Here is a 25,342-nt window from a genome sequence, read left to right as displayed (position 1 = left end):
ACTTTCCTTTGTTTATGGGCTTTTTAGGGAGCTTTGAAGGAATGATTATGCTTTTTTCTTTAAATTTATTTGGAGTTTAATAAATAATCACTATGTTTGCAAAATCTAACAGACCAGAGTAGACCAGTTGCTAAGGTTGAAAACTTAGATATACCATTTAAATTGTTAACGAGAAATAAAGTATTGCACCATGAAGAACGCAGTTATTTCAAAAGCGAAGTGGTACATTAGATGCTGTAGTCTTATGTACTTATTTATTTCCTTTTCTTCTGTAGTACATTCGGCAGAAGATGTCTCAAAAATGAACAGTATGGAGATTGCCCAACAGGCAAAAACGCGAACGGTAGTTGGCTCGGTGATTGATTTTGAAACAGGAGAACCTATTATTGGGGCTTCTGTGGCAGTTGCTGGGAAAAGTGTGGGTACTATCAGTGATTTGGATGGGAATTTTTCTATCCGGATAGATGGAGATAATACAAAATTAGAGATTTCTTTTATTGGGTACGAAAAACAGGCAGTGACGGTAGAGGATGGAAAGAAGCTGACTATTCGCTTGCGTGCCGTTTCAGAATTGTTAGATGAAGTGGTGATTACTGCGTATGGTTCCGGACTTCGTAAGGATTTGACAGGAGCTATTGCAAAGGCGAATGTGCAAGATATGCGTAAAGCGCCGGTTTTTAATTTTGAAGAAAGTCTTGCAGGTCGTGTGGCAGGTGTACAGGTGACTTCCTCCGACGGACAGCCGGGTAGTGACTTGCAGATTGTTATCCGTGGTAATAACTCGGTAACTCAGGATAATTCCCCATTATATGTAGTGGATGGCTTTCCGCTGGAAATGGCAGTGGGGAATATGCTGAACCCCGAAGAAATCGAGTCTATTGAAATATTGAAAGATGCGTCGGCTACGGCTATCTATGGTGCGAGAGGTGCGAACGGGGTAATTTTGGTAACTACAAAGAAAGGAAAAGTTAGTTCGCCTACCGTGACATATAGTGGCTGGGTAGGTGTACAACAGATTATCAAGAAGCAGGAAATGCTTGATCCTTATGAATTTGTGCGTTATCAGTTGGAAGCAGACTACAACGTTTACAGTAAGCGCTACTTGGCTGGCGAAAGGACATTGGAAGATTATCGGAATATCGAAGGTATTAACTGGCAGGACAAGGTGTATAGGGATGCTTTGGTGCATAGCCACAATATAGCTGTCAGGGGTGGAACTGAAAAGACGAGATACTCAGTTTCCGGTTCATTGGTGAATCAGCAAGGTATCATGTTGAACAGCGGTTATAAAAAGTATCAAGGTCGTTTTGTATTGGATCAGACAATCACCAAGAAAATAAAAGTAGGTATTAATGCCAATTATACATATTCGAAGAAATATGGTACCATTGTATCTGAATCGCAGACCAGCCCTACAGCGAGTTTGATGTATGCATTGTGGGGATACCGTCCGGTAGCAGGTGTCAATGATAGTGACTTGTTGAACGATTTGTATGATGAATCAACCGATCCGACTACCGATCTTCGAATCAATCCTCTGATGGCAGCTGAAAATGAGTATAACCCATTGTTTACTTACAATTTCATCGGTAACGCTTATTTTGAGTATAAAATTTTAAAGAACCTGACTCTCAAGATTACCGGTGGATATAATAAGATACATCAACGGAAAGAAGTCTTTTTCAACTCTAACTCTCGGGGGGGACATCGTTATACTAATAATAAGGTGAATGGTTGGATAACCAACACGGAGCGAACTAGCCTGTTGAACGAAAATACGTTGACATATGATGTTCCCTTGAAGAAGGGACATCGTCTGAAAGTGCTGGGCGGTTTCACTGTGCAGGATAATAGTACATTTATTGATGAAATCAGAGCGATAAATGTCCCTAATGAGGCGTTGGGGATCGCCGGACTGGATGAGGGTGAACTGGCGTCCGCCACTATCAGCAAGACAGCCAACGGCTTGGTCTCTTATTTAGGAAGAGCGGATTATAATTATAAGTCCAAATATCTGTTGACCGTTTCATTCCGTGCCGACGGTTCGTCGAAGTTCCCAAAAGATAACCGTTGGGCTTATTTCCCGTCTGCCTCCGCTGCTTGGGGATTTGGTGAAGAGAAATTCGTGAAAAATGTAAAATGGATTAGTAGTGGTAAACTGAGGGCAGGTATCGGTACGACAGGTAACAACCGTGTGACGGACTATGCTGCACTGACAGCCTTACAGATAACGGCAGACTCCGGGTACAGTACAGGTAATACACCGGGCAAAGGGGTAGTGCCGAAAACGTTGGGAAATCCCAAACTAAAATGGGAGACTACCGTACAGACTAATATTGGATTGGATATGTCGTTTTTGGATAATCGGATTTCGTTGACGGCAGATTATTACTATAAGAAAACGAAAGACCTGTTGTTGAATGCTACATTGGCACCTAGTATGGGATTTTTGTCTGCTTATAGAAATGTTGGATCGGTTTCCAATTCGGGACTTGAGTTGACCATTGACACTAAAAATATACAAACGAAAGAGTTCTCCTGGACTTCCAGCTTCAATATATCATTCAATCGCAACAAAGTCTTGTCATTGAACGATGATGAACCGAGTTTGGCAAGCCGTGTGAACTGGGGTAATTTCAACAATGCTTATCCTTATATTGCCATTCCGGGACATCCGATTGCTATGTTCTACGGACATATTTTTGATGGAGTTTATCAGTATACAGATTTCGATAAGGTAGGGGAATCTTATATATTGAAAGACGGTGTTCCCAATAATGGAAATGCGCGTGAGAAAATTCAGCCGGGAGATATCAAATTCAAGGACATTAATCGCGATGGAGTGGTGAATGACTATGACCTGACTATTATCGGTAATCCGAATCCAAAGCATATCGGCGGATTTGGTAATAACTTTCAGTATAAGAATTTTGATTTGAACGTATTCTTCCAATGGAGTTATGGCGGCGATGTGCTGAATGCTAACCGTATTGAGTTTGAAGGTGGTGATCCGAATGCCCGTACCTCACTCAATATGTTTGCTTCGTTTGCCAACCGTTGGACTCCCGAGAACCAGACAAACGAGCTCTACCGGATAGGTGGGCAAGGACCAGCTGTTTATTCGTCGCGTACTATTGAAGACGGTTCTTTCTTGCGTTTGAAAACGGTATCATTAGGATATAGATTGCCGAACGCATGGCTGAAAAAGATAAATATTAAGTCATTGAGAGTGTATGCTTCTGCGCAGAACTTGATTACATGGACTAAATATTCAGGACCGGACCCGGAAGTTTCTACTCGCCCTACAGCGTTGACGCCCTCTTTCGATTGGTCTCCTTATCCAAGGCCGAGAACTTTAACATTAGGAGTTGATATTTCTTTTTAAACCTTTAAAATCAAATCGTATATATGAAGCATAATATATTGTTATGGATGACCGTATGTCTGTTAGCAACTTCTTGCTCGAACATACTTGATAAGGAACCTGATTTTGTTTCTCCTGATTATTATTATAATACGGAAAGCGAACTGTTACAGGCGTTGAACGGAGTGTATAATCGTCTGATTGACACAAACGGAAGAATGTACAGTAAGGGACTTTTCAGCTTATTTGTACTGAGTGACGAGTCTTTTTATACTAATAATTTTAATAATACTAATATTCGTGCAGGCGTAATGGACGCCGCTGATCTGGATGTTGGACGTTTCTGGGAAGTGTTGTATGAAGGAGTGAACAGAGCCAATCTTCTGTTATATAGCGTTGAAGGTAAAGAATTGGATACCGATATGATGAAAGCTGCAAAGGGAGAGGCTCTTTTCTTGAGAGGATATTACTATTATTTGCTGACCTCTTTCTTTGGTGAAGTACCTTTGAAACTTGCTCCGACAATGTCTGCCAATGATAACTATTTGGCGAAATCGCCATTGGTGGATATTTACAAACAGATTGTAAAGGATATGCAAGAGGCGGAAAAGCTGGTGTTGGATATTGATGCACTTGGTTATAACGAACGAATTACCAAAACGGGGGTTCAGGCTATTTTGGCAAGGGTATTCCTTAAAATGGCGGGTGAACCGCTGAAAGACGAGACACGCTATGCGGATGCTTTGGAATATGCCAACAAGGTGATTGCTTCTACGAAGCATGAGTTGAACTTTGATTATAAACAAATCTTTATTAATCATTCGCAAGATATTAATGAAAGCAAGGAGTGTATTTGGGAAATAGGCATGTATGGTAACAAAATTGGTACGGTAGATTTGGCGGGATCCGTAGGAGTGGAGAATGGCATTTTGTGTCGTGATGAATCAATAGGCTACTCGGGAGGCCCGATGAAGGCTTCTAAAAGACTTTATGATTCGTATGGAGAAGGTGATTTGCGTAAGGACTGGAATGTAGCTCCTTATTACTATAATGTAGTGGAAGAAACAAAGGTCAATGAGGAAACACAGGAGGTAGAAGTGGTTCAGGTAACTAAGAAAGTAATGTTCTCGGCTACTCAGATATATAATCGTAACCCAGGTAAATGGAGAAGAGAGTACGAAATAGGACAAAAAGCACGTCTCTTTAATTCCACAAATTTTCCTGTAATCCGCTACAGTGATGTCCTGCTGATGAAAGCTGAGGCAGAGAATGAAGTTAACGGTCCTACCGATGAAGCGTACGACGCAATCAACCAAGTGAGAAGAAGAGCTTATGGGAAGCCGATTCATACTGTTGATGCGACAGTGGACCTTCCCGCAGATCTGGCTAAGACGGATTTCTTGGAAGAAGTAAAAAAAGAACGGTTTAGGGAACTTTGCTTTGAGGGGATGCGTAAACTCGATCTGCTTCGTTGGGGAGAATATGTGGCTACTATGAAGGCTTTTGGTACGGAAATTTCAACGACAGCTCCATCGGAATTCAAATATGCAAGTAGAGTAGGACAGAATATAACAGACCGTAATGTTCTCTTTCCGATTCCGAATACGGAGATTACCGTCAACAAGCTGATGACGCAGAATGAGGGTTGGTAATTGATTTTTTATCTTTTTAAAATAGTCGAACATGAAAAATATAATAAGATATTGCGGTTTGTTACTTGTGGGGTTGGTTTCCTGCATGGAAGATGAGGCTCCAAGTGTGGAACTGAATGTGGCGCTGGATAAACAGGTTTATCAGGTGGGCGAACCTGTGACTTTCAAGTTGAACGGAACCCCTGATAATATAGTGTTCTATTCGGGAGAGGTAGGACATAATTATGCTTATAAAGAAAGATATCATGCGGATGGTGACCTGTTGGTCAAATTCAATTCTTGGGTGCGTTATGGAGATATTTATCATAATCTGAAATTCTTGGTCTCTTCTGATTTTAGTGGAATCTATGACAAAGAGAATGTGGAAGCAGCTACATGGATTGATTTGTCTGATAAGTTCCGCTTTTCAGTAGGGGATGATCAGACTCCTTCCGGAGAGGTGAATTTGAAAGAGTATGTCGGTGCGGAAGAGGATGCAAAGTTATTTGTTGCATTCCGTTATGAAGATGAACAGAAAGCACGGCAGAATAACTGGATTATTCGTTCCATCACACTTGACTGCGTTTCTGCCGAAGGGGTACGAAGCAATTTGGCTACGATGCCTACTATGGGCTGGAAGGTGGTTGATTTTGAAAATCCAGCAGTGACATGGAATGTTGCCTCTACCAGCCAGATATTAATTGATGGTGGGGCTAATCAGCCGAAGAATGTAGACTGGGTTATTTCGCAGCCTTTTGATGTCCGAAAAACAACTCCGGATACGGGCGTTGCGTTGAAGAACATCAGTACCACGATGGATGAGTATAAGTACGTATATACTAAACCGGGAATCTATGAGGTTGTATTCGAAACCACATCCGACTGGTATAATGGCAGTGAACATGCATTGACGAAACTAACTGTGGAGGTGCAAGGTAAAGTAGAAGAAGAGATTCCTGCTTCGCTGAGTGTCTTGCCGGATAAAGTGGAATGTAAGGTGGGAGAGCCTATAACGTTTAGTTTGACTGGTAATAATGCCAACAATGTAGTTTTCTATTCCGGAGAAAGTGGACATAACTTTGATTTCAGAGAAAGGTTCTATGCGGATAATGACATCTTGGTGAATTTTTCGACATGGGTGCGTTATGATGTGGATCAACTTTTAAAGTTTAAAATATCAACAGATTTTGATGGTGTGTACGAAAAGGAACATGTAGAAGCTGCTACGTGGGTTGATTTGTCAGATAAATTTGCTTTCTCGACAGGAGCAGATAAAACGCCTTCAGGTGAAGTTAGTTTGAAAGAAGCTGCTGGTGATGATCCTAATGCCCGGATATTTGTGGCTTTTCATCATAAAGATGAAGAGGAAGCTGTAGAGAAACGGAATGATTGGATTGTCAGAACGTTCGAAATGGACTTGATTTCTCCGGAAGGTTTTAGGAGTAATTTAGCGAAGATGTCTACGAAAGATTGGTGGACAGCTGTTGACTGTTTAAATCCGAACCGAAATTGGAATGTAACTCTTCAACAGTTAGTGTTAATAGGAGGTACTAATAAGCCAACTAATGACGATTGGGTTATCTCCAAACCTGTTTATATCAGAAAAGGTACCCCCGATAAAGGAGTCTCTTTAAATAGTGTTACTTCCAAAGATTATACATACACTTACAATACTCCCGGTGTCTATAAGGTTGTATTTGACTGGTATGATGGAAGTAATTATTTGCAAGTGAAATTAAATATTGAAGTGAAAGAATAACTGATAAAAATGAAAGGGATGCCAAAGAATTTCATTAGCTATTTTTCTGTAGTCGTAGCTTTAAGCTTATCTGTCGCTTTATCAGCCCAGGAACTGTCCGTTGTGCGATTGGCTAATGACCAACTTGAACTTGGATGGAAAAAGGGTGTTGATGGATATACATTAGAAACGTTGAAAGTGAAGGGAACGAACGGTTGGGAGATAATGGAAATAGCTAAGTATCAGCATAATGTTTTATATGCTTCCTCTAAACCGGAAACGGCACCACAGAAACTATATGATAATACCGGAAAAGAGATTCTTTTCCCAGCTCCGCAATATCGCTATATTATACCTTCATGGCAACAGAATACAAATGCTGTTGCCATGAATAAAGCAGGAGAGAATATGGTTTTTCATCCTTCGGCAGTGAAGCGTGTTTCTGATACGGAAATTTGTTTCCGGTACGAAAATGAGACGATGCGGATTACAGAAAAATGGTGTCTGGATTCGCTTCATCAGAATGATGTAAAAGTTGATTTTATATTGCATTCCAAGAAGACAGGTTACTATTCTTTGGCAACCCCTTCACTGGTTTCAATAGATAAATATAATTTCCAATGGGCTACCGTTCCCGGAATATTTCAGGGGAATGCTATAAATACAGATTTTGTACAAGCGTATGGCTATGGTCAGGGAATCCCCGACATACCGGTAGTGGCAAGAGAACGTACTGCTTCTACATTATCCTCACTGATTACGGACAGAAAGGGTGTGACCGTTGCTGTAACAGCCGAACCTGGCACTGGCAGAGACCCTTGGCCGAAGGATAAAAAGATGCATGCGGAATGGCAACTCGGATTGTCGGTTATGAACCGGGAGGGGGAATTCTCACCTACACTTTATCATCCTGTGTTGGGAGAGAAGAATTCATTGATGAATGTAGGGGACAGTCTTTCTTTCTCTTTCCGTTATACTATTCAGAAAGCAGATTGGTATGCTGTATTGAAACATACGATTAATGATATTTATCGTTTCACTGATTTTCTAAGGTTGAAACAGACAAAATATTCATTGACACAAAGACTTTATGATATGCACGCATATCTTACTAATGACAGCACTTCCAAATGGCATAATCTTGTATATAAGGGAGTGACGATTGGAGCGCAAGACTATCTGGGTGGTGTATATGATTCAGAAAAGGATGCTATGAAAAACTCCGATTATGGAGCTATGTGGATGTTGGCAAAGTTGACGGATGATCCTCGCTTGACACAGAAAAGACTGCCGAATGCGTTGAACTTTAAATTGATGCAGCAACATGCGGAGGAAGATTTCCTCTATGGTTCCTCTGCCGGACAGTATTATTTGTATAAAAGCAAACGGTTTACCGAAGAGTGGGGACCTTATACGGAACCCATTGCAACCACTTATTATATGTTGATGGATATGGGTAATATTCTGCTTTTTGAACCGCAGCAGAAGGAATTAAAACAGCATGTCAAACTGGCTGCCGACCGTTTGTTGGAATGGATGAAGCCCAACGGACAATGGGAAGTAGCTTATGAGAATAAGACATTAAAGCCTACTTTTACTGATATTGCAGATTTACGACCAACGTTTTATGGATTATTGATTGCTTACGAGATATTGAAAGATAAGAAATATCTGCAGGCAGCTATACAAGGAGCGGATTGGTATGTGGAGAACGCTGTAAAGAAAGGACATTTCCTAGGCGTTTGCGGTGATACTCGTTTCGTTCCGGATTTCGCTACAGCCCAAAGTGTACAAGCCTTATTGGAACTGTATAACGTGACGGGAAACGAAAAGTATAAGGAAGCTGCTATATCAGCTGCTAAGATTTATACGGCATCGGTTTATACGCATCCTATACCGACGTCAGTAGTAAAACAAGTGAAAGGAGTGGAACGGAAAGATTGGGAGATCAGTCAGGTGGGATTGAGTTTCGAGCATGGTGGAGTAGCCGGTTCTGCCAATCATCGCGGACCAATATTATTGGCTAGCCATGCCGGAATGTTCGTACGGATGTATAGGCTGACAAAAGATTCATTATTTTTGAATATGGCACGTGCGGCTGCCATAGGACGAGATGCATTTGTGGATTTTAAAACGGGAGTCGCTTCCTATTATTGGGACTCGATGAATAATGGAGCAGGACCTTATCCACATCATGCTTGGTGGCAGGTGGGATGGATTACCGACTATTTATTGTCTGAAATATCTCTCCGTTCAAATGGCGGGATAACTTATCCGGGTGGATTCATTACTCCTAAGGTGGGCCCCCATCTAACTTATGGTTTTACGTCTGGTACGGTATTTGGTACGAAAGCCGATTTGATAATGCGTCCGGGACTATTTAAACTGGATAATCCTTATATAGAATATATGGCTGCTTTGAACAAGAAGGAGAAAACAGTTTTCCTTATCTTGTTGAATAATGATGATGAAAAGCAGACTTCTCTGATTGAAATGGATACGAAATGTTTGTTCTCCGGAAAGAAAATCCGGGTGAAGAACGTTGCTAGCTTGAATAATCAAGGTCATTCCACACTTGTAGATGGGGTGGAGAATTGGAATGTGACGATTGATGCATATGGCTTGACGGTTTTAAAGATTAAATATAAATAGGATATGAGCATAAATCACTGGATAGTAAAGAATCTTGTTTGCACCCTTCTTCTTGCGGTTGGAGGACTGAATATGTATGCGCAGAAAGATAAATATTTGATTGAAGCTGAGGCTTTCCAGTTCAAAGGAAAATGGTCAACAGATAGATCGGCTGATTGCATGGGGAGTGCCATGCTCCGTTTGAACGGTGGCGGAAGTCTTGATGAACAGTTTGATGCGCTTACAGTCGTCAATATAATGGAAGAAGGAGACTATAATGTATGGGTGAGGTCAGCGGATTATGATAAACTGCCGGGGACACGCTTATTCCGTTTAAGTGTGGATGAGAAACCAATGAAAGAATCTGGAAAACATGGAAAAGTCGGATTCTATTGGGAAAATGCAGGCTGTGTGCAGTTGGCAAAAAAACAGGTATTATTGCGATTGCATGATACGAAGAGGAATTTTGGCCGATGTGACGCAATCCTATTAGTAAAAGATCACTCTATCAACCCCAATGAGATGGATAGGAAAGAAGTGGGCAAATGGAGAAAAAATCCCGTTAAAATAGAGACGAAAGGTTCAGGTTTTGATAATGTGTCTACTCCGCTTTTATTATCGCCCGATGCAGAGGTGGTGGCTAATATCGAGAACCCGAATATTCGGGTGAGTTTTGTAAAAGCTGGAGCAAACAACCAGGCGATTGCTTGCCGGACAGAAATTAAGGTGAAAGGAATCTGGCGTCGTTTCTTGTCTACTATGGAAGATCATAAGGTATTTCTTATCACTGCGGAGCAAAGTCCGGTAGATAATGATAAATTCTTTCCTTCCTGGAAGAATGCAGTGTCAAAAAGTTCATTTACTGTTGGTGGAAAAGAATACACGGTACAGTCTGACGAGGATTATTTGAATCCTTATGTAGCAGGAGTGCTCAGTGAAGCTATTCCGGTGAAAGCAGTGAACAAGGATAATAAGAGCATTGAAGTACAATATATTACGAAGAATGGATCTTCTATCACTGGTTACTGGACGCTGCCTGCCGAAGGCAATCATGTTGAGGTGAGATTATTTTGTCATCCGGCTACTGATGGAATGTATAGTATGGGGCTTTCAGCTTTTCAGCCTGTGCCCCAACCGAATGTGAACAATATACTTCTTCCGCCGATGTTTCAGTATAAGCGAATTTCTTCACATCCGGTGATGATGCTTTCTTCAATGATGCAACAGCCGTTAGCTATTGCAGAATCTGCTACTCCTTTGGGTGGAGTAATGTCATCGTTTATATGTGGGGATGATAGTACTTTCCCGCAAGAATGGGGAAGTGTGGATTTTTCTCCGATGGGGTTTTCCGTCAAGAATGAGCAGAATGTGGTTCAGCCGGTAGCTTTTGCTCCTGTTATGGGGATGAAGGACTCTCATGTGAAAGCAGGACAGGTGATTGAACGTAAGTTTGTGGTAGGCATACTTCCGGCAGGTTGGAATGAGGTGGTAGAATATATTTCGGATCAAGTATATAAGGTAAAAGATTACAGGAAGCAAAAAGAGGTATCACTGACTGAGGCAATGTTTAATATTCTGGATTTGATGCGTAATGAAGAGTATGGCGGATGGGATGCCCGTCTTAAAGGATTCTATGACATTGAAGGAGATCCGGAAACGGCTCCGACGGTAGTACATGCTGCTCCTTTGGCTATTATCGCAGCGTCTGTCTTCTCGGAAGATGAAGAATTTTATCTGTCACGCTCTTTACCAACAATAGAATATACATTGTCTCGGAGTGGATACAGATGGGCTACAGACCTGGTTCCAAGCGGATACAACAAAACGCTTGAGACGCTTCGGCTCAATCCTTTTAATTCGCAGTTCAATACTTCTTATTATGAAGGCTTACATCGTCTTTTAGGAGGATTGAATCCGTGGCTGGCTTCAATTGCTTTGCCGGGGGATACATTGAGAAAAACAAAGGGATATTCTACACAAGTTCTTTCTTGGGTGCAGGCCATCTCCGCTTATAATTTGACAGGAGACGAGAAATGGAAACGGTTTGCTACTTCTACAGCCGACCGGTATATAGATTTGCAGATATATAAGAACTCATCCCAACCGGTGGGATTGATGTCTTTTTATAATACGAATGTGTATGCTCCGTGGTGGGACTTGATTGACTTGTATGAGCTGACAAAAGAAGAGAAATATTTGAAAGCGGCCCAATATGGAGCTTCTAATACCATTGCGGGAATCAGATCTTTCCCTGCCGTTACAGAGGATTTACAAACGATTCATCCGGGAAACCGTTTTGATGGGAATACAAACCTGTGGTGGAAAGGAAAAGAGAAATATCGTCTGGGATTCCCCCGCGTGGCGAACGATGCACAAGAGAAGCAAGTGCCGGAATGGCTTGTTTCACCGGTCGGACTAGGTTTTGAACAGCCTTCCACTTATTTCCTGCGGACAAAGGGAAAGCAAGTGCGTCCGGTCTTTATGAGCAACTGGGCTCCTCATCTGCTTCGCCTCTATCAATATACTCATAAGCCTATTTACGAGACTTATGCCCGGAATGGAGTGATTGGGCGGTTTACAAATTATCCGGGATATTATGCTACAGGATATACAGATATTACTCTGTCACCGGACTTTCCTTATAAGGGTCCGGATGTAAGCTCGATCTATTATCACCATATTCCGCCCCATTTGGCATTTACGTGGGATTACCTGGTGTCTGAAGCTATAGAACGTTCTAATGGGAATATTAACTTTCCATCCTGCAAGCAGGAAGGCTTTGTATGGTTTACGAACCGTATCTACGGGAATGAGAAGGGGAAAATATTTGGAGACAGCAAGGCAAAGCTTTGGATAAAGAAAGGGTTGATTCAGATAGATAATCCGACAGTAAACTATCTGACTGCGGTTTCCGATAAGTATTTTTGGGTGATTTTATCCGGTGAATCTAAACAAGAAGAATCACTTACTATTCGCTTGGAAAAGGTTGCCGAATTGGTTGGTCAAGGTGATATTGTACAATATACGGAGAAAGGGAAGACAGTAAAAGTAAACCGGGTTGGAAATGCAGTTAAGGTATCTGTTCCGGGGAAAGGTTTCAGGGCTTTGGCGTTTCCTTTGGCTGAGACTCGTAAGGAGAATCGTTACCCTGTATTGAAAAATGGAATAAAAGTGGTTGATATGGGGGAACCTTTCGGTAAGGTGTTCTTATTCCGTATTCGTTCTCCATTCGGATGGGATTCGGTATATGGGTTTGCTGAAACTGCGCCGGCTAAGGAAAAAGAAATGTCCGTATCGGTGGAATGTAATGGACAATCTTGTACTGTTTCTTCTTATCCCTTTGAATGGAGTTTCTATAAATTGGGAATGGACGAGAAAGCCGTTGTCAAAGTAACGGTGAGTTCGAAAGGACAGGTAGATAAAACGGAAGAAATCATACTTAATTCAAAATGAAAATGATACAGATACGACAATTAGGGACTATTATTACAGGGATGGTATTAATGACAGTATTTCCCTGCGTTTATGGACAAAGTCGCGCTGATTTGGATAAGATTGCAGCTTCGCAGGCAGGGGCCTCTCCTTTGGTGTATACAACGGCAGATAAGGAAATTCCCTTGATACAACTCGGAAATTATTATGATGAGAAAGAATGCGCGGTAAGAAAGGGGCTTCCTAACTTTTACTCAAAAATAAAGAAAGAGCAGGAAATTACGGTTGCTTTTATTGGTGGTAGCATAACGCAAGGAGATTACTGCTATCGTTTGCAAACTACCCGATACATGGAAAATACTTTTTCTAATACCCGTTTTAAATGGATTAATGCCGGAGTGTCCGGTACGGGTACGGATTTGGGTGCTTTCCGGATTCGGGAACAAGTATTGCAGTACAAACCGGATCTTATTTTTATTGAATTTGCTGTAAATGGTGGTTATCCTGACGGAATGGAAGGAATGATCCGAAAGATTATAAAAGAGAATCCTCATACGGATATTTGCTTGATTTATACGATTTATACGAATCAGACTACTGCCTATCAGAAAGGGGATGTTCCACAAGTGATTAAAAGATTGGAAGATATTGCAACACATTACCAACTCCCTTCTATTCATTTAGGCATGGAGGCGGCAGCACTTGAAAAGGCAGGTAAGCTACTTTGGAAAGGAACCAAAGAGGTTGCTGTCGGGAGATTTTTATTTTCTAATGACGGGGTACACCCTATCATAGATGGAGGAAACTTATATGCTTCCGCGATTGCACGAGGGCTGGAGAAAATACGAAAAGAAAATAGTGCTTCGCAGGTACATATGCTTCCTGAACCGCTTTTCGGTTCGGAGTGGGAAGAAGCTGAAATGTATATCCCTTCACAGATTGCCTCTTTTGATAAGTCATGGAAAGAGATTAATACATCAGTGACCCCTTCTTTAAAGAAGTTTTCCAGTTGGTTTGATACAGTGATGACCAGTAGTAAGGAAGGGGCATCATTTTCTTTTGGCTTTGAAGGAGATATGATAGGTCTGTTTGATATTGGCGGTCCAGAAGTAGGACAAGTGGAAGTTCTGATTGATGGAAAATTTGTTCGATTGAAAGAGGTTAGTACTAAAGGTTTTCATCTATATGAAGCGAATGACCGTATCGGGAATTATACTTTGAATCGTTTTAATTTCTGGTGTAACAATCGTTATCGGGGGCAGTATGATGTGATAAAGTTGGAAAAAGGTATTCATCAAGTAACTATTCGAGTCTCCTCTGAGAAAGCTGACAAGAAAAAAATACTCGGTAATAAACAATGGGAGGATATAACAGCACATCCTGAAAAGTATGATCAGTCTGCAATTTATTTGGGAAGGATACTCTTACGTGGAAAACCGATTCCATGCGAACGCATAAAGGGAGTGCCTAAACTGGCACAGCAACTGAAGTGGGAACAGAAAATGAAGCGTTATGAAAAGGCGGATTCCATCAATCCTCCGGCAAAAGATTTGATTCTTTTTGTGGGTAGTTCGACGATGGAGAATTGGAAAACTTTGGCAGATGATTTTCCCGGGAAGCCGGTTCTTAACCGGGGAGTTTCCGGTACGAAAACAATAGATTTGATTAATTACAAAGATCGCTTGATAAGCCCTTATCATCCTAGGCAGATTTTTGTTTACGAAGGAGATAATGATATTGGTTACCAATGGACTCCGGATGAAATATTGGAGCAGATGAAGAGATTGTTCTTTATTCTCCGGAAAGAAAAGCCGGAAGCGGAAATTATCTTTATTTCTATCAAACCGTCTGTGCGGAGATTGAAAGACAAAGAGAGGATCGAACAGACAAATGCGTTGATAAAAGAGTTTGTAGAGCAACAAACGAATACTGCTTACGCAGATGTATATAATCCGATGTTTACAGCAAAAGGGGAATTATTCCCGGAACATTATCGGGAGGATGGTTTACATCTGACGGCTGAAGGTTATGCAGTATGGAAAGAAGTTATCTCCAAGTATATTAAATAACAAATAGTAGAATAGAATGATGAAGCATTTAGTGATCGTTGGGATTTTGAGTTGTTTTTCTATGGGCGGCTTTGCGCAGATATATAAAGATAAGACAGCTCCTGTGGAGGACAGGACGAATGATTTGCTCCACCGCATGACATTGGAAGAAAAATTAGATTATATTGGAGGATATAAAGGCTTTTATATAAGGGGAATCGAACGTCTGGGTGTGCCCGAGATAAAGTTGACGGATGGTCCTGTCGGTACGCATAAAGATGGTAAATCGACAGCTTATCCGGCAGGGGTACTGACTGCTTCGACCTGGAACAGAGAGCTGGTGTATGAATTGGGAAAGCAATTGGGGAGAGATTCCAAAGCACGTGGTGTACATATATTATTGGGACCGGGCGTGAATATCGTGCGTTCTCCTTTGTGCGGAAGAAATTTTGAGTATTTCACGGAAGATCCATATTTGAACTCTCAGGTAGCCATAGGCTATGTAAAAGGATTGCAGGATCAGAAAGTAGTGGCAACTCTGAAACATTACGCTGCGAACAATCAGGAGTGGGACAGGAACAATGTAAGCAGTGATATTGATGAACGGGTGTTACATGAAATTTATCTGCCTGTCTATAAAGCCGCCATTCAGAAAGCGGGGGCAGGTGCTGTTATGGACAGTTATAATCCGGTAAATGGAGTGCATGCCACGCAGAATGATTATCTGAACAATCAGGTGTTGAGAAAACAATGGGGATTTGACGGGATTGTAATGAGTGACTGGTCGGCTACTTATGACGCTGTGGGGGCGGTTAATGGTGGCTTGGACTTGGAAATGCCGCGTGCCAAGTGGATGAATAAGGAGAATCTGATTCCTGCGATAAAAGCTGGGAAAGTGAAGGAAGCGACTATTGATGAGAAAGTGAAGAGAATTCTGAGAATAATGTTCCGGTTCGGTTTTTTTGATAATGAACAGTTGGATAGTTCTATTCCATACAATAACCCGGAAGCGGCAAAAGTGGCATTGGAGTTGGCTAGAGAAGGTATTGTATTATTGAAGAATGAGAATGGCCTACTTCCATTGAATCCTTCAAAAGTGAAGTCTGTTGCTGTGATTGGTCCTAATGCAAACTCTTATATATCGGGAGGTGGAAGTTCTTATACATTTCCGTTTCATTCTGTTTCAGTATTGGATGGGTTAAAGAATGTCGGACAGGATCTTCAGATTGTGTATGCACCCGGAGTACCTACCTTGACAGAAACAGTGGTTAATGCTACTTTCTTTACAGAAGTGGGAAGTCGGATTAAAGGACTTAAAGCTGAATACTTTGATAATATCCGTTTAAAGGGAGCGCCGGCAAGAACTGTGATAGATACGATTGTTAATATAGGTAACGGCTGGCATATTGCTGCCGAAAATAAAGGCATTCCGTATGACCACTGTTCCATGCGATGGAGTGGAGTCGTACGTCCGGAGAAGACTGCTAATTACCGGTTCATAGTCAGAGGGTTCGATGGGTTCCGTTTGAAGATTGGTACGGAAATGGTGATTAATGAGTGGAGAGACCAAGGAATAACGACTCGTGAGACTGTATTGGCGTTGGAGGCCGGGAAGGAATATCCTATTGTCCTTGAATATTTTGCTAATGTACATCCTGTTGATATTTCTTTTGGATGGAGAGAGGATAGATTGCTTTTTGATGAGGCTGTAGAGATTGCCAGGAAATCTGATGTGGCTATTGTGAACATTGGATTTAATGAAAGTAGTGAACGTGAAAGTAATGATCGTCCTTTCGAGTTGCCCGAATATCAGGACAGTTTAGTGCAGTGTATAACGGCTGCCAATCCCAATACGGTTGTGCTGCTGAATGCGGGTGGAAATGTGGATATGTCAAAATGGATAGATAAAGTTCCTTCTTTGTTGCATTTGTGGTATGCCGGTCAGGAGGGTGGAACGGCTGTTGCTGAAATTCTGTTTGGGAAGGTAAACCCCAGTGGGAAACTACCTATCTCTTTTGAAAAGAAATGGGAAGATAATCCGGCCTATCCATATTATTACGATAGGGATGGTGATAAGCGGGTAGAATATAAAGAGGGACTTTTTATGGGGTATAGACATTACGATGTCAGTGAAACGAAACCCCAATTTGCCTTCGGCTATGGAATGTCTTATACCACGTTTAAATACTCTGACTTACGTATAGACAGGGAAAAAGGCAGAGACTTGGCGGTTAAGGTCCGGTTTACTGTAAAAAATACAGGGAAGCATGACGGAGCAGAAACAGCACAGGTATATATTCGGCCTATAAACCCGAAGGTTGAAAGACCTTATAAGGAGCTTAAAGGGTTTGCCAAGCATTTTATTAGGAAAAATGCCGTACAAGAAATAGAAATACCGTTGGATAAGGATGCTTTCTCTTATTATAAGACGGAATTGAAAGATTTTGATTATGATGCGGGAAGTTACGAAGTGCTTGTAGGAAGTGCGTCCGACGACATCCGGTTGCGTAAGGTGATACAGATAGAAAAGTAGGTTTAGAGCTAAAATAGAAGTAAAATTAATTAGATACGAGAAGATGGTACTTGATAAGTTTAATAGTGTGAGAATGTTTAACACGGATGCCCTTCAGGCTGATTTTGTAATAGTAGGCGGAGGTATTTCAGGGGTTTGTGCTGCTATAACTGCGGCTCGTCAAGGTCTGAAAGTAGTGCTTATACAAGATCGTCCGGTATTGGGGGGGAATGGTTCCAGCGAAATAAGGTTGTGGATGCTCGGAGCAACTTCTCATATGGGAAATAATAATCGCTGGGCGCGTGAAGGCGGTGTGATAGATGAAATTATGGTGGAAAATACGTTCCGCAATCCGGAGGGAAATCCGATCATTTTTGATTCTGTCATGCTTGACAAGGTGGTAAGCGAACCAAATATAACTTTATTGCTGAATACCTGCGTGTATGAGGTAAAAAAGAGTGCTGGTCATAAAATAGAAAGTGTCAGAGGGTTTTGTAGCCAGAACAGTACTATGTACGAAATAACTGCTCCTTTGTTTTGTGATGCTTCTGGTGATGGTGTTGTCGGTTTTCTTTCCGGGGCTCCTTATCGTATGGGGGCTGAAAGCCGAGAGGAGTTTGGCGAAAAGTTTGCACCGGATGAGGATTATGGTGAGCTTTTGGGACACAGTTTATATTTCTACACAAAAGATACTGGCAAATCGGTTAAATATGTAGCTCCTTCTTATGCGATGGATGTCACGAAGACTGTTCCCCGATTTCGTAGTTTCAATGCGAAAGAACATGGTTGTAAATTATGGTGGGTTGAATATGGCGGCGACTTGGATACGGTACATGATACGGAACAAATTAAATGGGAACTGTGGAAGGTTATTTATGGAGCCTGGGATTATATCAAGAACTCGGGCAAATATCCGGAAGCGGAGACAATGACGCTGGAATGGGTAGGCTGTATTCCCGGAAAACGGGAGAGCAGAAGGTTTGAAGGCGATTATATGCTGATTCAGCAAGATGTCATAGAACAAAGACATCATGAAGATGCGGTCTCTTATGGCGGATGGAGTATTGATTTACATCCGGCAGCCGGCGTGTTCGGTGAGGAATCTGCTTGTAATCAGTGGCATTCGAAAGGGGTATATCAGATTCCTTACCGTTGTCTTTATAGCAGGGGAATTGAGAATCTATTTCTTGCAGGAAGAATTATTAGTGTATCGCATGTTGCTTTCGGTTCAACCCGTGTAATGGCTACTTCTGCACACAGTGCTCAGGCTGTTGCGATGGCTGCGACGATGTGTCTGAAAGAAAACATCTCTCCGAGAGAAGTATATTCTTTAGGGAAAGTATCTGAATTGCAAAAGAAATTATCAAGAATGGGGCAGTATATCCCTGATATGATAATCAGGGACGAAGAGAATTTGGTAACGAAAGCGACTTTGACTGCATCCAGTGAGTACCATTTTAAGGGGTTTCCGGCGGATGGGGAGATGCAGGTGCTGGATGAGTCTGTAGCTCAAATGATTCCTTTACAAAAAGGGGATGTATTGGGAAAAGTGCAAGTTGATCTTTGCGCTTCTGAAGAAACAGCTTTGGAAGTGGAACTTCGTATTAGCAGTAAAGCATTCAATCATACTCCGGATGTGGTTCTGGAAACTAAAATACTAGCTTTGCATCAAGGTAAACAACAGTTAGAGTTAGTTTTTGGAACAGTGATGCCGGAGGAGCAATATGTTTTTCTTGTTTTCAAGAAAAATCCTTTGGTGCAGTTGCAATATACTCAAGAAAGGATTACTGGAATTTTGTCTGTATTTAATACGGTGAATGAAGCTGTTTCCAACTTTGGAAAACAAACTCCCCGAGAAGATATTGGAATAGAGGAATTTGAGTTCTGGTGTCCGAAGCGGAGACCAGAGGGATATAATATCGCTATTCGAACAGAAAAAGACTGTTATGCTTTTTCTGTTTCGAATATTAATAATGGTATTGACCGTCCGGTTCAATCACCAAATGCTTGGGTGGCAGAATTGAAAGATCCGAATCCGACTTTGACAATTAAATGGGATGCTGCTATTTCTGTCGGGAAGCTCTCTCTCTTTTTTGATACAGATTATGATCAGCCTATGGAAACAGTTCAAATGACACATCCGGAAAATAAAATGCCGTTCTGTGTAGAGAAATATAGAATATATGATGGCGCAAATCAATTGATTTATGAGAAGAATGATAATCATCAATCGATAAATGAGATCATATTTCCAGAGAAGTTGGTTACGGATGAGATCAGAATCGTTCTGGAACATCCTTCCGGCCTGATCCCAGCAGCTTTATTTGCAGTAAAGTGTTATGAATAACTCAATATATTTTGAATAAAAGATTGTTCTTGTGAGAGTGTGGAGAAGGTATAAGATTTTGTCTGTCTAATAGTTTGCTTTATCATGGTATTTAAGTATATTTGCTAAAATTTTATTTAATCTTGGTCGTAATGCAAAACGAGAATCTTGATATAACGGAACAGAAGAAACCTGCTTCACGAATGAAGTATCTTCAGTTAGTGGATTATATTAATTCACTAATTGAAGATGGAACACTTCAGATAGGCGATCAAATACCTTCACTAAACCAGCTACAAACACAATTGCGCATGAGTAAGGAGACTCTGCTGAAAGGGTTGAATTACTTATTGGAGATGGGGGTAATTGAAGCGATTTATAGAAAAGGGTATTTTGTAAAGAAGGTCTCTATAAACCATTCTTGTCATGTATTTCTATTATTGGATAAGATGAATGTGATGCGTGAACAGATCTATCGTTCTATCTTCAAATCTTTGAAGGATGTGGGAGATATTGACATTTACTTTCATCATCATAACTATAAAGTTTTTGAGAAACTCATTAAAGAAAACTTGGGCAATTATACGCATTATATTATAGCTACTTTTTTGAAGGAAGAGGTGACAGATGTTTTAAACCTGATTCCGGCTGAAAAAAGAATAATCATAGATTATAACCAACAAGGATTGAGTGGTAACTATAGTTGTATTTATCAAGATTATGGCTATGATATCTATTGTAGTCTTTTACAGTTGCAGGATCGGTTGAAAAAATATGAAAAACTGATTCTGATAGCGCGTCCGGAAGCAATTCATGCACAACAAGTAATTGATGGTTTTCTGCACTATTGTGTAAAAAGCGAACTGCCATATTCTATAGAATCGAATGTAGAAGAGAAAAATTTTCGTAAAGGGAATGCTTATATTACTTTTAGTAGATATGACACGGATGATGTATCCTTGATTAAACTGGCAAAGAAGAAAGGATATGAGTTAGGTAAGGAAATAGGTTTGATTTCTTATAATGACACAGCTGTAAAAGAAATATTGGAAGGAGGCATTACTGTCATTTCTACAGATTTTGAGATGATGGGGAAGGCTGCGGCTTCTGTTATTTTGAATAAAAATGTAATATATAAGCGTAACCCGACGAAAGTGATTATACGTAACTCTCTTTAAAAGAAAGTTCTATTAATGATATTAAATAAGAAAGCCACCCATTCAGGCGGCTTCTTTTTTGCTCTTCCTCTTGGACTTGAACCAAGGACCCTCTGATTAACAGTCAGATGCTCTAACCGACTGAGCTAAGGAAGAATGTTTGCGATCAAGATTTTCAACTTTGCTCTTCCTCTTGGACTTGAACCAAGGACCCTCTGATTAACAGTCAGATGCTCTAACCGACTGAGCTAAGGAAGAATGTTTTTCTCAATTGCGATGCAAAAGTACTAGGTTTTTTTGAAATATGCAATATCTTTGCAAAAAAAATATTAGAAATGGATAAAATAATAGGATTGGGCAACGCCCTAGTCGACGTACTTGCAACCCTAAAGGATGATACGCTTTTGGATGAAATGGGGCTGCCCAAAGGAAGCATGCAACTTATTGATGATGCTAAGCTACAGCAGATTAACGCAAAATTCTCGCAGATGAAAACGCATCTGGCAACAGGCGGATCGGCAGGAAATACTATACTTGGACTGGCTTGTCTGGGAGCTGGAACTGGTTTTATCGGAAAAGTAGGAAATGATCATTATGGAGATTTTTTTCGTGAAAATCTTCGGAAAAACAATATTGAGGATAAAGTATTGGTGTCTGAACAGTTGCCTTCCGGTGTTGCATCCACTTTTATTTCACCGGATGGAGAACGTACCTTCGGGACTTATTTGGGAGCTGCCGCTTCATTGAAAGCTGAAGAGTTATCTCTCGATATGTTTAAAGGATATGCATACTTGTTTATAGAGGGATACCTGGTGCAGGACCATGAAATGATTCTTCATGCCATTGAGTTGGCGAAAGAGGCGGGTTTGCAAATCTGTCTTGATATGGCAAGTTATAATATAGTTGCCGGTGATATGGACTTTTTCTCCTTATTAATAAATAAGTATGTAGATATTGTCTTTGCAAATGAGGAAGAGGCGAAAGCGTTTACGGGTAAGGAACCGGAGGAGGCTTTGGAAATCATTGCGAAGAAATGCAGTATTGCCATCGTAAAAGTGGGGGCAAATGGTTCTTATATTCGCAAAGGGACAGAAGAAATTAAAGTCTCCGCTATTCCGGTAAAGAAAGTGATGGATACGACCGGAGCCGGTGATTATTTTGCTGCAGGTTTTCTATATGGTCTGACGTGTGGATATTCATTGGAGAAGTGTGCTAAAATAGGTTCTATTCTATCGGGAAATGTTATCCAGACAATCGGTACGACAATATCAGGAGAACGCTGGGATGAAATTAAGTTAAATATTAACAGGATTCTGGCTGAATAACCAAGTATTGAGTTACTTTTACGATTCATTTATATGAAAAGAGGTATGAAAAAATTGCTGAATGGGCGGATAGCTGTTGTTGCGGTAGCGGTTACGGCTATCGTAGCTTTCTTTAGTTTCAAGAGTGGTGACGACCGCAATTTCCAGATCGCCAAGAACCTGGATATATTTAATGCGATTGTGAAAGAATTGGATATGTTCTATGTCGATACGATTGATCCGAATAAGACGATCAGAGAGGGGATCGATAATATGCTTTTCACGTTGGACCCTTATACGGAGTATTTTCCGGAGGAAGACCAGAGTGAGTTGGAGCAGATGATAAAAGGATCTTTCGGTGGTATCGGTTCTTACATTACTTATAATACGAAATTGAAACGCTCTATGATTTCCGAACCTTTCGAGGGCACACCGGCGGCTAAGGCTGGATTAAAAGCCGGAGATATTTTGATGGAAATTGATGGAAAAGACCTTGCAGGCAAGAACAATGCAGAAGTCAGCCAGATGTTACGCGGACAGGCGGGAACTAGTTTTAAGTTGAAAGTGGAACGCCCGAATGTAAAGGGGGGACGTACACCGATGGAGTTCACCATTGTACGTGAATCTATTCAGAATCCGGCCATTCCATACGCTGCAGTGCTTGATAATCATATCGGATATATTAATCTGAGTACTTTTTCCGGCAATCCTTCGAAGGAGTTCAAGAAAGCATTCTTGGATTTGAAGAAGCAAGGAGCTTCCTCGTTGGTTATCGATCTTCGTGGGAATGGGGGTGGCTTGTTGGACGAGGCTGTAGAGATAGCAAATTATTTCTTGCCGCGTGGAAAGGTGATTGTAACGACTAAGGGAAAAATCAAACAAGCCAGCAATACTTATAAAACATTACGTGAACCATTGGATTTGGATATTCCGGTAGCGGTTCTGGTAAATAGCGGAACTGCTTCTGCTTCTGAGATTTTATCGGGTTCCTTACAGGACCTCGATCGCGCGGTTGTTGTCGGTAACCGTACTTTTGGAAAGGGATTGGTTCAGGTTCCGCGTTCTTTGCCTTATGGGGGAACAATGAAAGTGACCACTTCCAAATACTATATTCCAAGCGGACGTTGTGTGCAGGCTATTGACTACAAGCATCGTAATGAAGATGGAAGTGTTGGAACCATTCCGGATAGTTTGACTAAGGTGTTTCATACCGCTGCAGGGCGTGAGGTCCGCGACGGGGGTGGTGTAATGCCGGATATTGTTATCAAGCAAGAGAAGTTGCCGAATATTTTGTTCTATCTGGTACGTGATAATTTAATTTTCGATTATGCTACCCAATATTGTTTAAAGCATCCTACCATTGTTGCTCCGGAGAAGTTTGAAGTAACCGACGCTGATTATAATGACTTTAAGGCATTGGTGAAGAAAGCTGATTTCAAGTATGACCAGCAAAGCGAAAAGATTCTGAAAACCTTGAAAGAGGCAGCCGAGTTTGAAGGATATATGGCGGATGCTTCGGAAGAGTTCAAGGCGCTTGAGAAGAAGTTGAATCACGATCTTGACCGTGATTTGGATTACTTTTCCGGTGATATAAAGAAGATGATCGCTTCGGAAATTATTAAGCGTTATTACTATCAGCGTGGTAATATTATCCAGCAGCTGAAAGACGACGACGGCTTGAAAGAAGCGGTGAAGATATTGAATGATCCGGTGAAATATAAGGAAATGCTGAGTGCACCGGTTGCTAAGAAATAATAATATATTAAATGATTTACAATATGTCTACAGAATTATTCTCTACTCTGCCTTATAAAGTGGCAGATATTACGCTTGCTGACTTCGGACGCAAGGAAATCGATTTGGCAGAAAAAGAAATGCCCGGCCTGATGGCTCTTCGCGAAAAGTATGGAGAATCCAAACCGTTGAAAGGCGCCCGTATTATGGGATCGTTACACATGACTATTCAGACAGCCGTGTTGATTGAAACATTGGTGGCTTTAGGGGCTGAAGTACGTTGGTGTTCTTGTAATATATACTCGACGCAAGATCATGCTGCTGCTGCCATTGCAGCTTCAGGTGTGCCCGTATTTGCTTGGAAAGGCGAGACCTTGGCTGATTACTGGTGGTGTACATTGCAGGCTTTGAGCTTTGCTGGTGGCAAAGGTCCGAATGTGATTGTGGATGATGGTGGTGATGCGACAATGATGATTCATGTGGGATATGATGCGGAGAACAATGCGGCTGTGCTGGAGAAAGAAGTACACGCTGAAGACGAAATAGAATTGAATGCTATTCTGAAGCGGGTTTTAGCGGAAGATAAAACGCGTTGGCATCGGGTTGCAGAGGAGGTACGTGGTGTATCGGAAGAGACGACGACCGGTGTACACCGTCTGTATCAGATGCAGGAAGAAGGCAAATTGCTGTTCCCGGCGTTTAATGTCAACGATTCGGTAACGAAATCTAAGTTTGATAATCTGTACGGTTGCCGTGAATCATTGGCTGACGGTATCAAACGTGCGACGGATGTAATGATTGCCGGGAAAGTTGTGGTAGTATGTGGCTATGGCGATGTGGGTAAAGGGTGCTCTCATTCTATGCGTTCCTATGGAGCACGGGTGCTTGTGACCGAAGTAGATCCGATCTGTGCTTTACAGGCCGCCATGGAAGGTTTTGAAGTCGTAACTATGGAAGAGGCTTGTACGGAAGGTAATATTTTTGTGACTACCACAGGAAATATCGATATTATTCGTATTGACCACATGGAGAAAATGAAAGATCAGGCTATCGTTTGCAATATCGGTCACTTTGATAATGAGATCCAGGTAGATGCTTTGAAACATTATCCGGGTATTAAATGTGTGAATATCAAGCCGCAGGTGGACCGTTATTATTTCCCGGATGGGCATAGTATTATTCTGTTGGCCGATGGACGTCTTGTCAATCTGGGTTGTGCAACCGGACATCCGTCGTTTGTTATGAGCAATTCATTTACGAACCAGACTTTGGCTCAGATTGAGCTGTTTAATAATAAATATGATATCAATGTATATCGTTTGCCGAAACATCTGGATGAAGAAGTAGCTCGTCTGCATCTTGAAAAGATCGGTGTAAAGCTGACGAAACTTACTCCGGAGCAAGCTGCCTATATCGGTGTATCGGTAGACGGACCTTACAAGGCTGATCATTATAGATATTGATT

Annotated in this window: 12 protein-coding genes and 2 tRNA genes; 12 read left to right on the top strand and 2 right to left on the bottom strand. The window is 41.3% G+C overall.

Annotation, left to right across the window (positions count from 1 at the left end):
* Window positions 1-244: 244 nt before the first annotated feature.
* From GD630_RS13675 to GD630_RS13635, 9 genes are all read left to right on the top strand, one after another.
* A complete protein-coding gene (locus tag GD630_RS13675; RefSeq protein ID WP_238482916.1) occupies window positions 245-3,385 on the top strand; it encodes a SusC/RagA family TonB-linked outer membrane protein in 3,141 nt (1,046 codons plus the stop codon).
* A 23-nt stretch (window positions 3,386-3,408) separates the two neighbouring features.
* Complete coding sequence (locus GD630_RS13670) at window positions 3,409-5,016, top strand: RagB/SusD family nutrient uptake outer membrane protein (protein WP_143868170.1); 1,608 nt, start codon at window positions 3,409-3,411, stop codon at window positions 5,014-5,016.
* Between the two features lie 31 nt (window positions 5,017-5,047).
* Entirely contained in the window at window positions 5,048-6,754 is a 1,707-nt protein-coding gene (locus GD630_RS13665) for a DUF5017 domain-containing protein (RefSeq protein ID WP_143868169.1), read from the top strand.
* A gap of 18 nt (window positions 6,755-6,772) precedes the next feature.
* Window positions 6,773-9,385 (top strand): glycoside hydrolase family protein, encoded by a 2,613-nt coding sequence (locus GD630_RS13660; RefSeq protein WP_143868167.1) that lies wholly within the window; start codon window positions 6,773-6,775, stop codon window positions 9,383-9,385.
* Window positions 9,386-9,388: 3 nt separating this feature from the next.
* Complete coding sequence (locus GD630_RS13655) at window positions 9,389-12,817, top strand: glycoside hydrolase family 88 protein (RefSeq protein WP_143868166.1); 3,429 nt, start codon at window positions 9,389-9,391, stop codon at window positions 12,815-12,817.
* A gap of 2 nt (window positions 12,818-12,819) precedes the next feature.
* Window positions 12,820-14,865, top strand: coding sequence for an SGNH/GDSL hydrolase family protein (locus GD630_RS13650; RefSeq protein ID WP_211200537.1), 2,046 nt, complete (start codon window positions 12,820-12,822; stop codon window positions 14,863-14,865).
* Window positions 14,866-14,881: 16 nt separating this feature from the next.
* A complete protein-coding gene (locus GD630_RS13645; RefSeq protein ID WP_238482915.1) occupies window positions 14,882-17,377 on the top strand; it encodes a beta-glucosidase in 2,496 nt (831 codons plus the stop codon).
* Between the two features lie 73 nt (window positions 17,378-17,450).
* Window positions 17,451-19,703, top strand: a complete 2,253-nt coding sequence (locus GD630_RS13640; RefSeq protein WP_238482995.1) for an FAD-dependent oxidoreductase — start codon at window positions 17,451-17,453, stop codon at window positions 19,701-19,703.
* A 131-nt stretch (window positions 19,704-19,834) separates the two neighbouring features.
* Window positions 19,835-20,860, top strand: a complete 1,026-nt coding sequence (locus tag GD630_RS13635) for a GntR family transcriptional regulator (protein ID WP_143868163.1) — start codon at window positions 19,835-19,837, stop codon at window positions 20,858-20,860.
* A gap of 61 nt (window positions 20,861-20,921) precedes the next feature.
* On the opposite strand, the gene GD630_RS13630 is transcribed toward GD630_RS13635, so the two are convergent.
* Window positions 20,922-20,995 (bottom strand) — tRNA-Asn (locus GD630_RS13630).
* A gap of 28 nt (window positions 20,996-21,023) precedes the next feature.
* A tRNA-Asn gene (locus GD630_RS13625) sits at window positions 21,024-21,097 on the bottom strand.
* A 77-nt stretch (window positions 21,098-21,174) separates the two neighbouring features.
* Here GD630_RS13625 and GD630_RS13620 point away from each other — a divergent pair.
* Genes GD630_RS13620 through ahcY form a run of 3 tightly spaced genes read left to right on the top strand, consistent with a single transcriptional unit; the run spans window position 21,175 to window position 25,340 of the window.
* Window positions 21,175-22,164, top strand: coding sequence for an adenosine kinase (locus GD630_RS13620; protein ID WP_022275432.1), 990 nt, complete (start codon window positions 21,175-21,177; stop codon window positions 22,162-22,164).
* A gap of 45 nt (window positions 22,165-22,209) precedes the next feature.
* Window positions 22,210-23,898, top strand: a complete 1,689-nt coding sequence (locus GD630_RS13615; RefSeq protein ID WP_143868161.1) for a S41 family peptidase — start codon at window positions 22,210-22,212, stop codon at window positions 23,896-23,898.
* Between the two features lie 23 nt (window positions 23,899-23,921).
* Window positions 23,922-25,340 carry an adenosylhomocysteinase gene (gene ahcY / locus GD630_RS13610; protein ID WP_182505617.1) on the top strand — a complete coding sequence of 473 codons (1,419 nt, stop codon included), beginning with the start codon at window positions 23,922-23,924 and terminating at the stop codon, window positions 25,338-25,340.
* Window positions 25,341-25,342 lie beyond the last annotated feature (2 nt).

Origin of the sequence: Bacteroides zhangwenhongii (assembly GCF_009193325.2) — a bacterium.
GTDB classification, from domain to species: Bacteria; Bacteroidota; Bacteroidia; order Bacteroidales; family Bacteroidaceae; genus Bacteroides; species Bacteroides zhangwenhongii.
The sequence above is the reverse complement of the archived record's forward strand: the minus strand, read 5'-3'. Positions and strand labels throughout refer to the sequence as shown.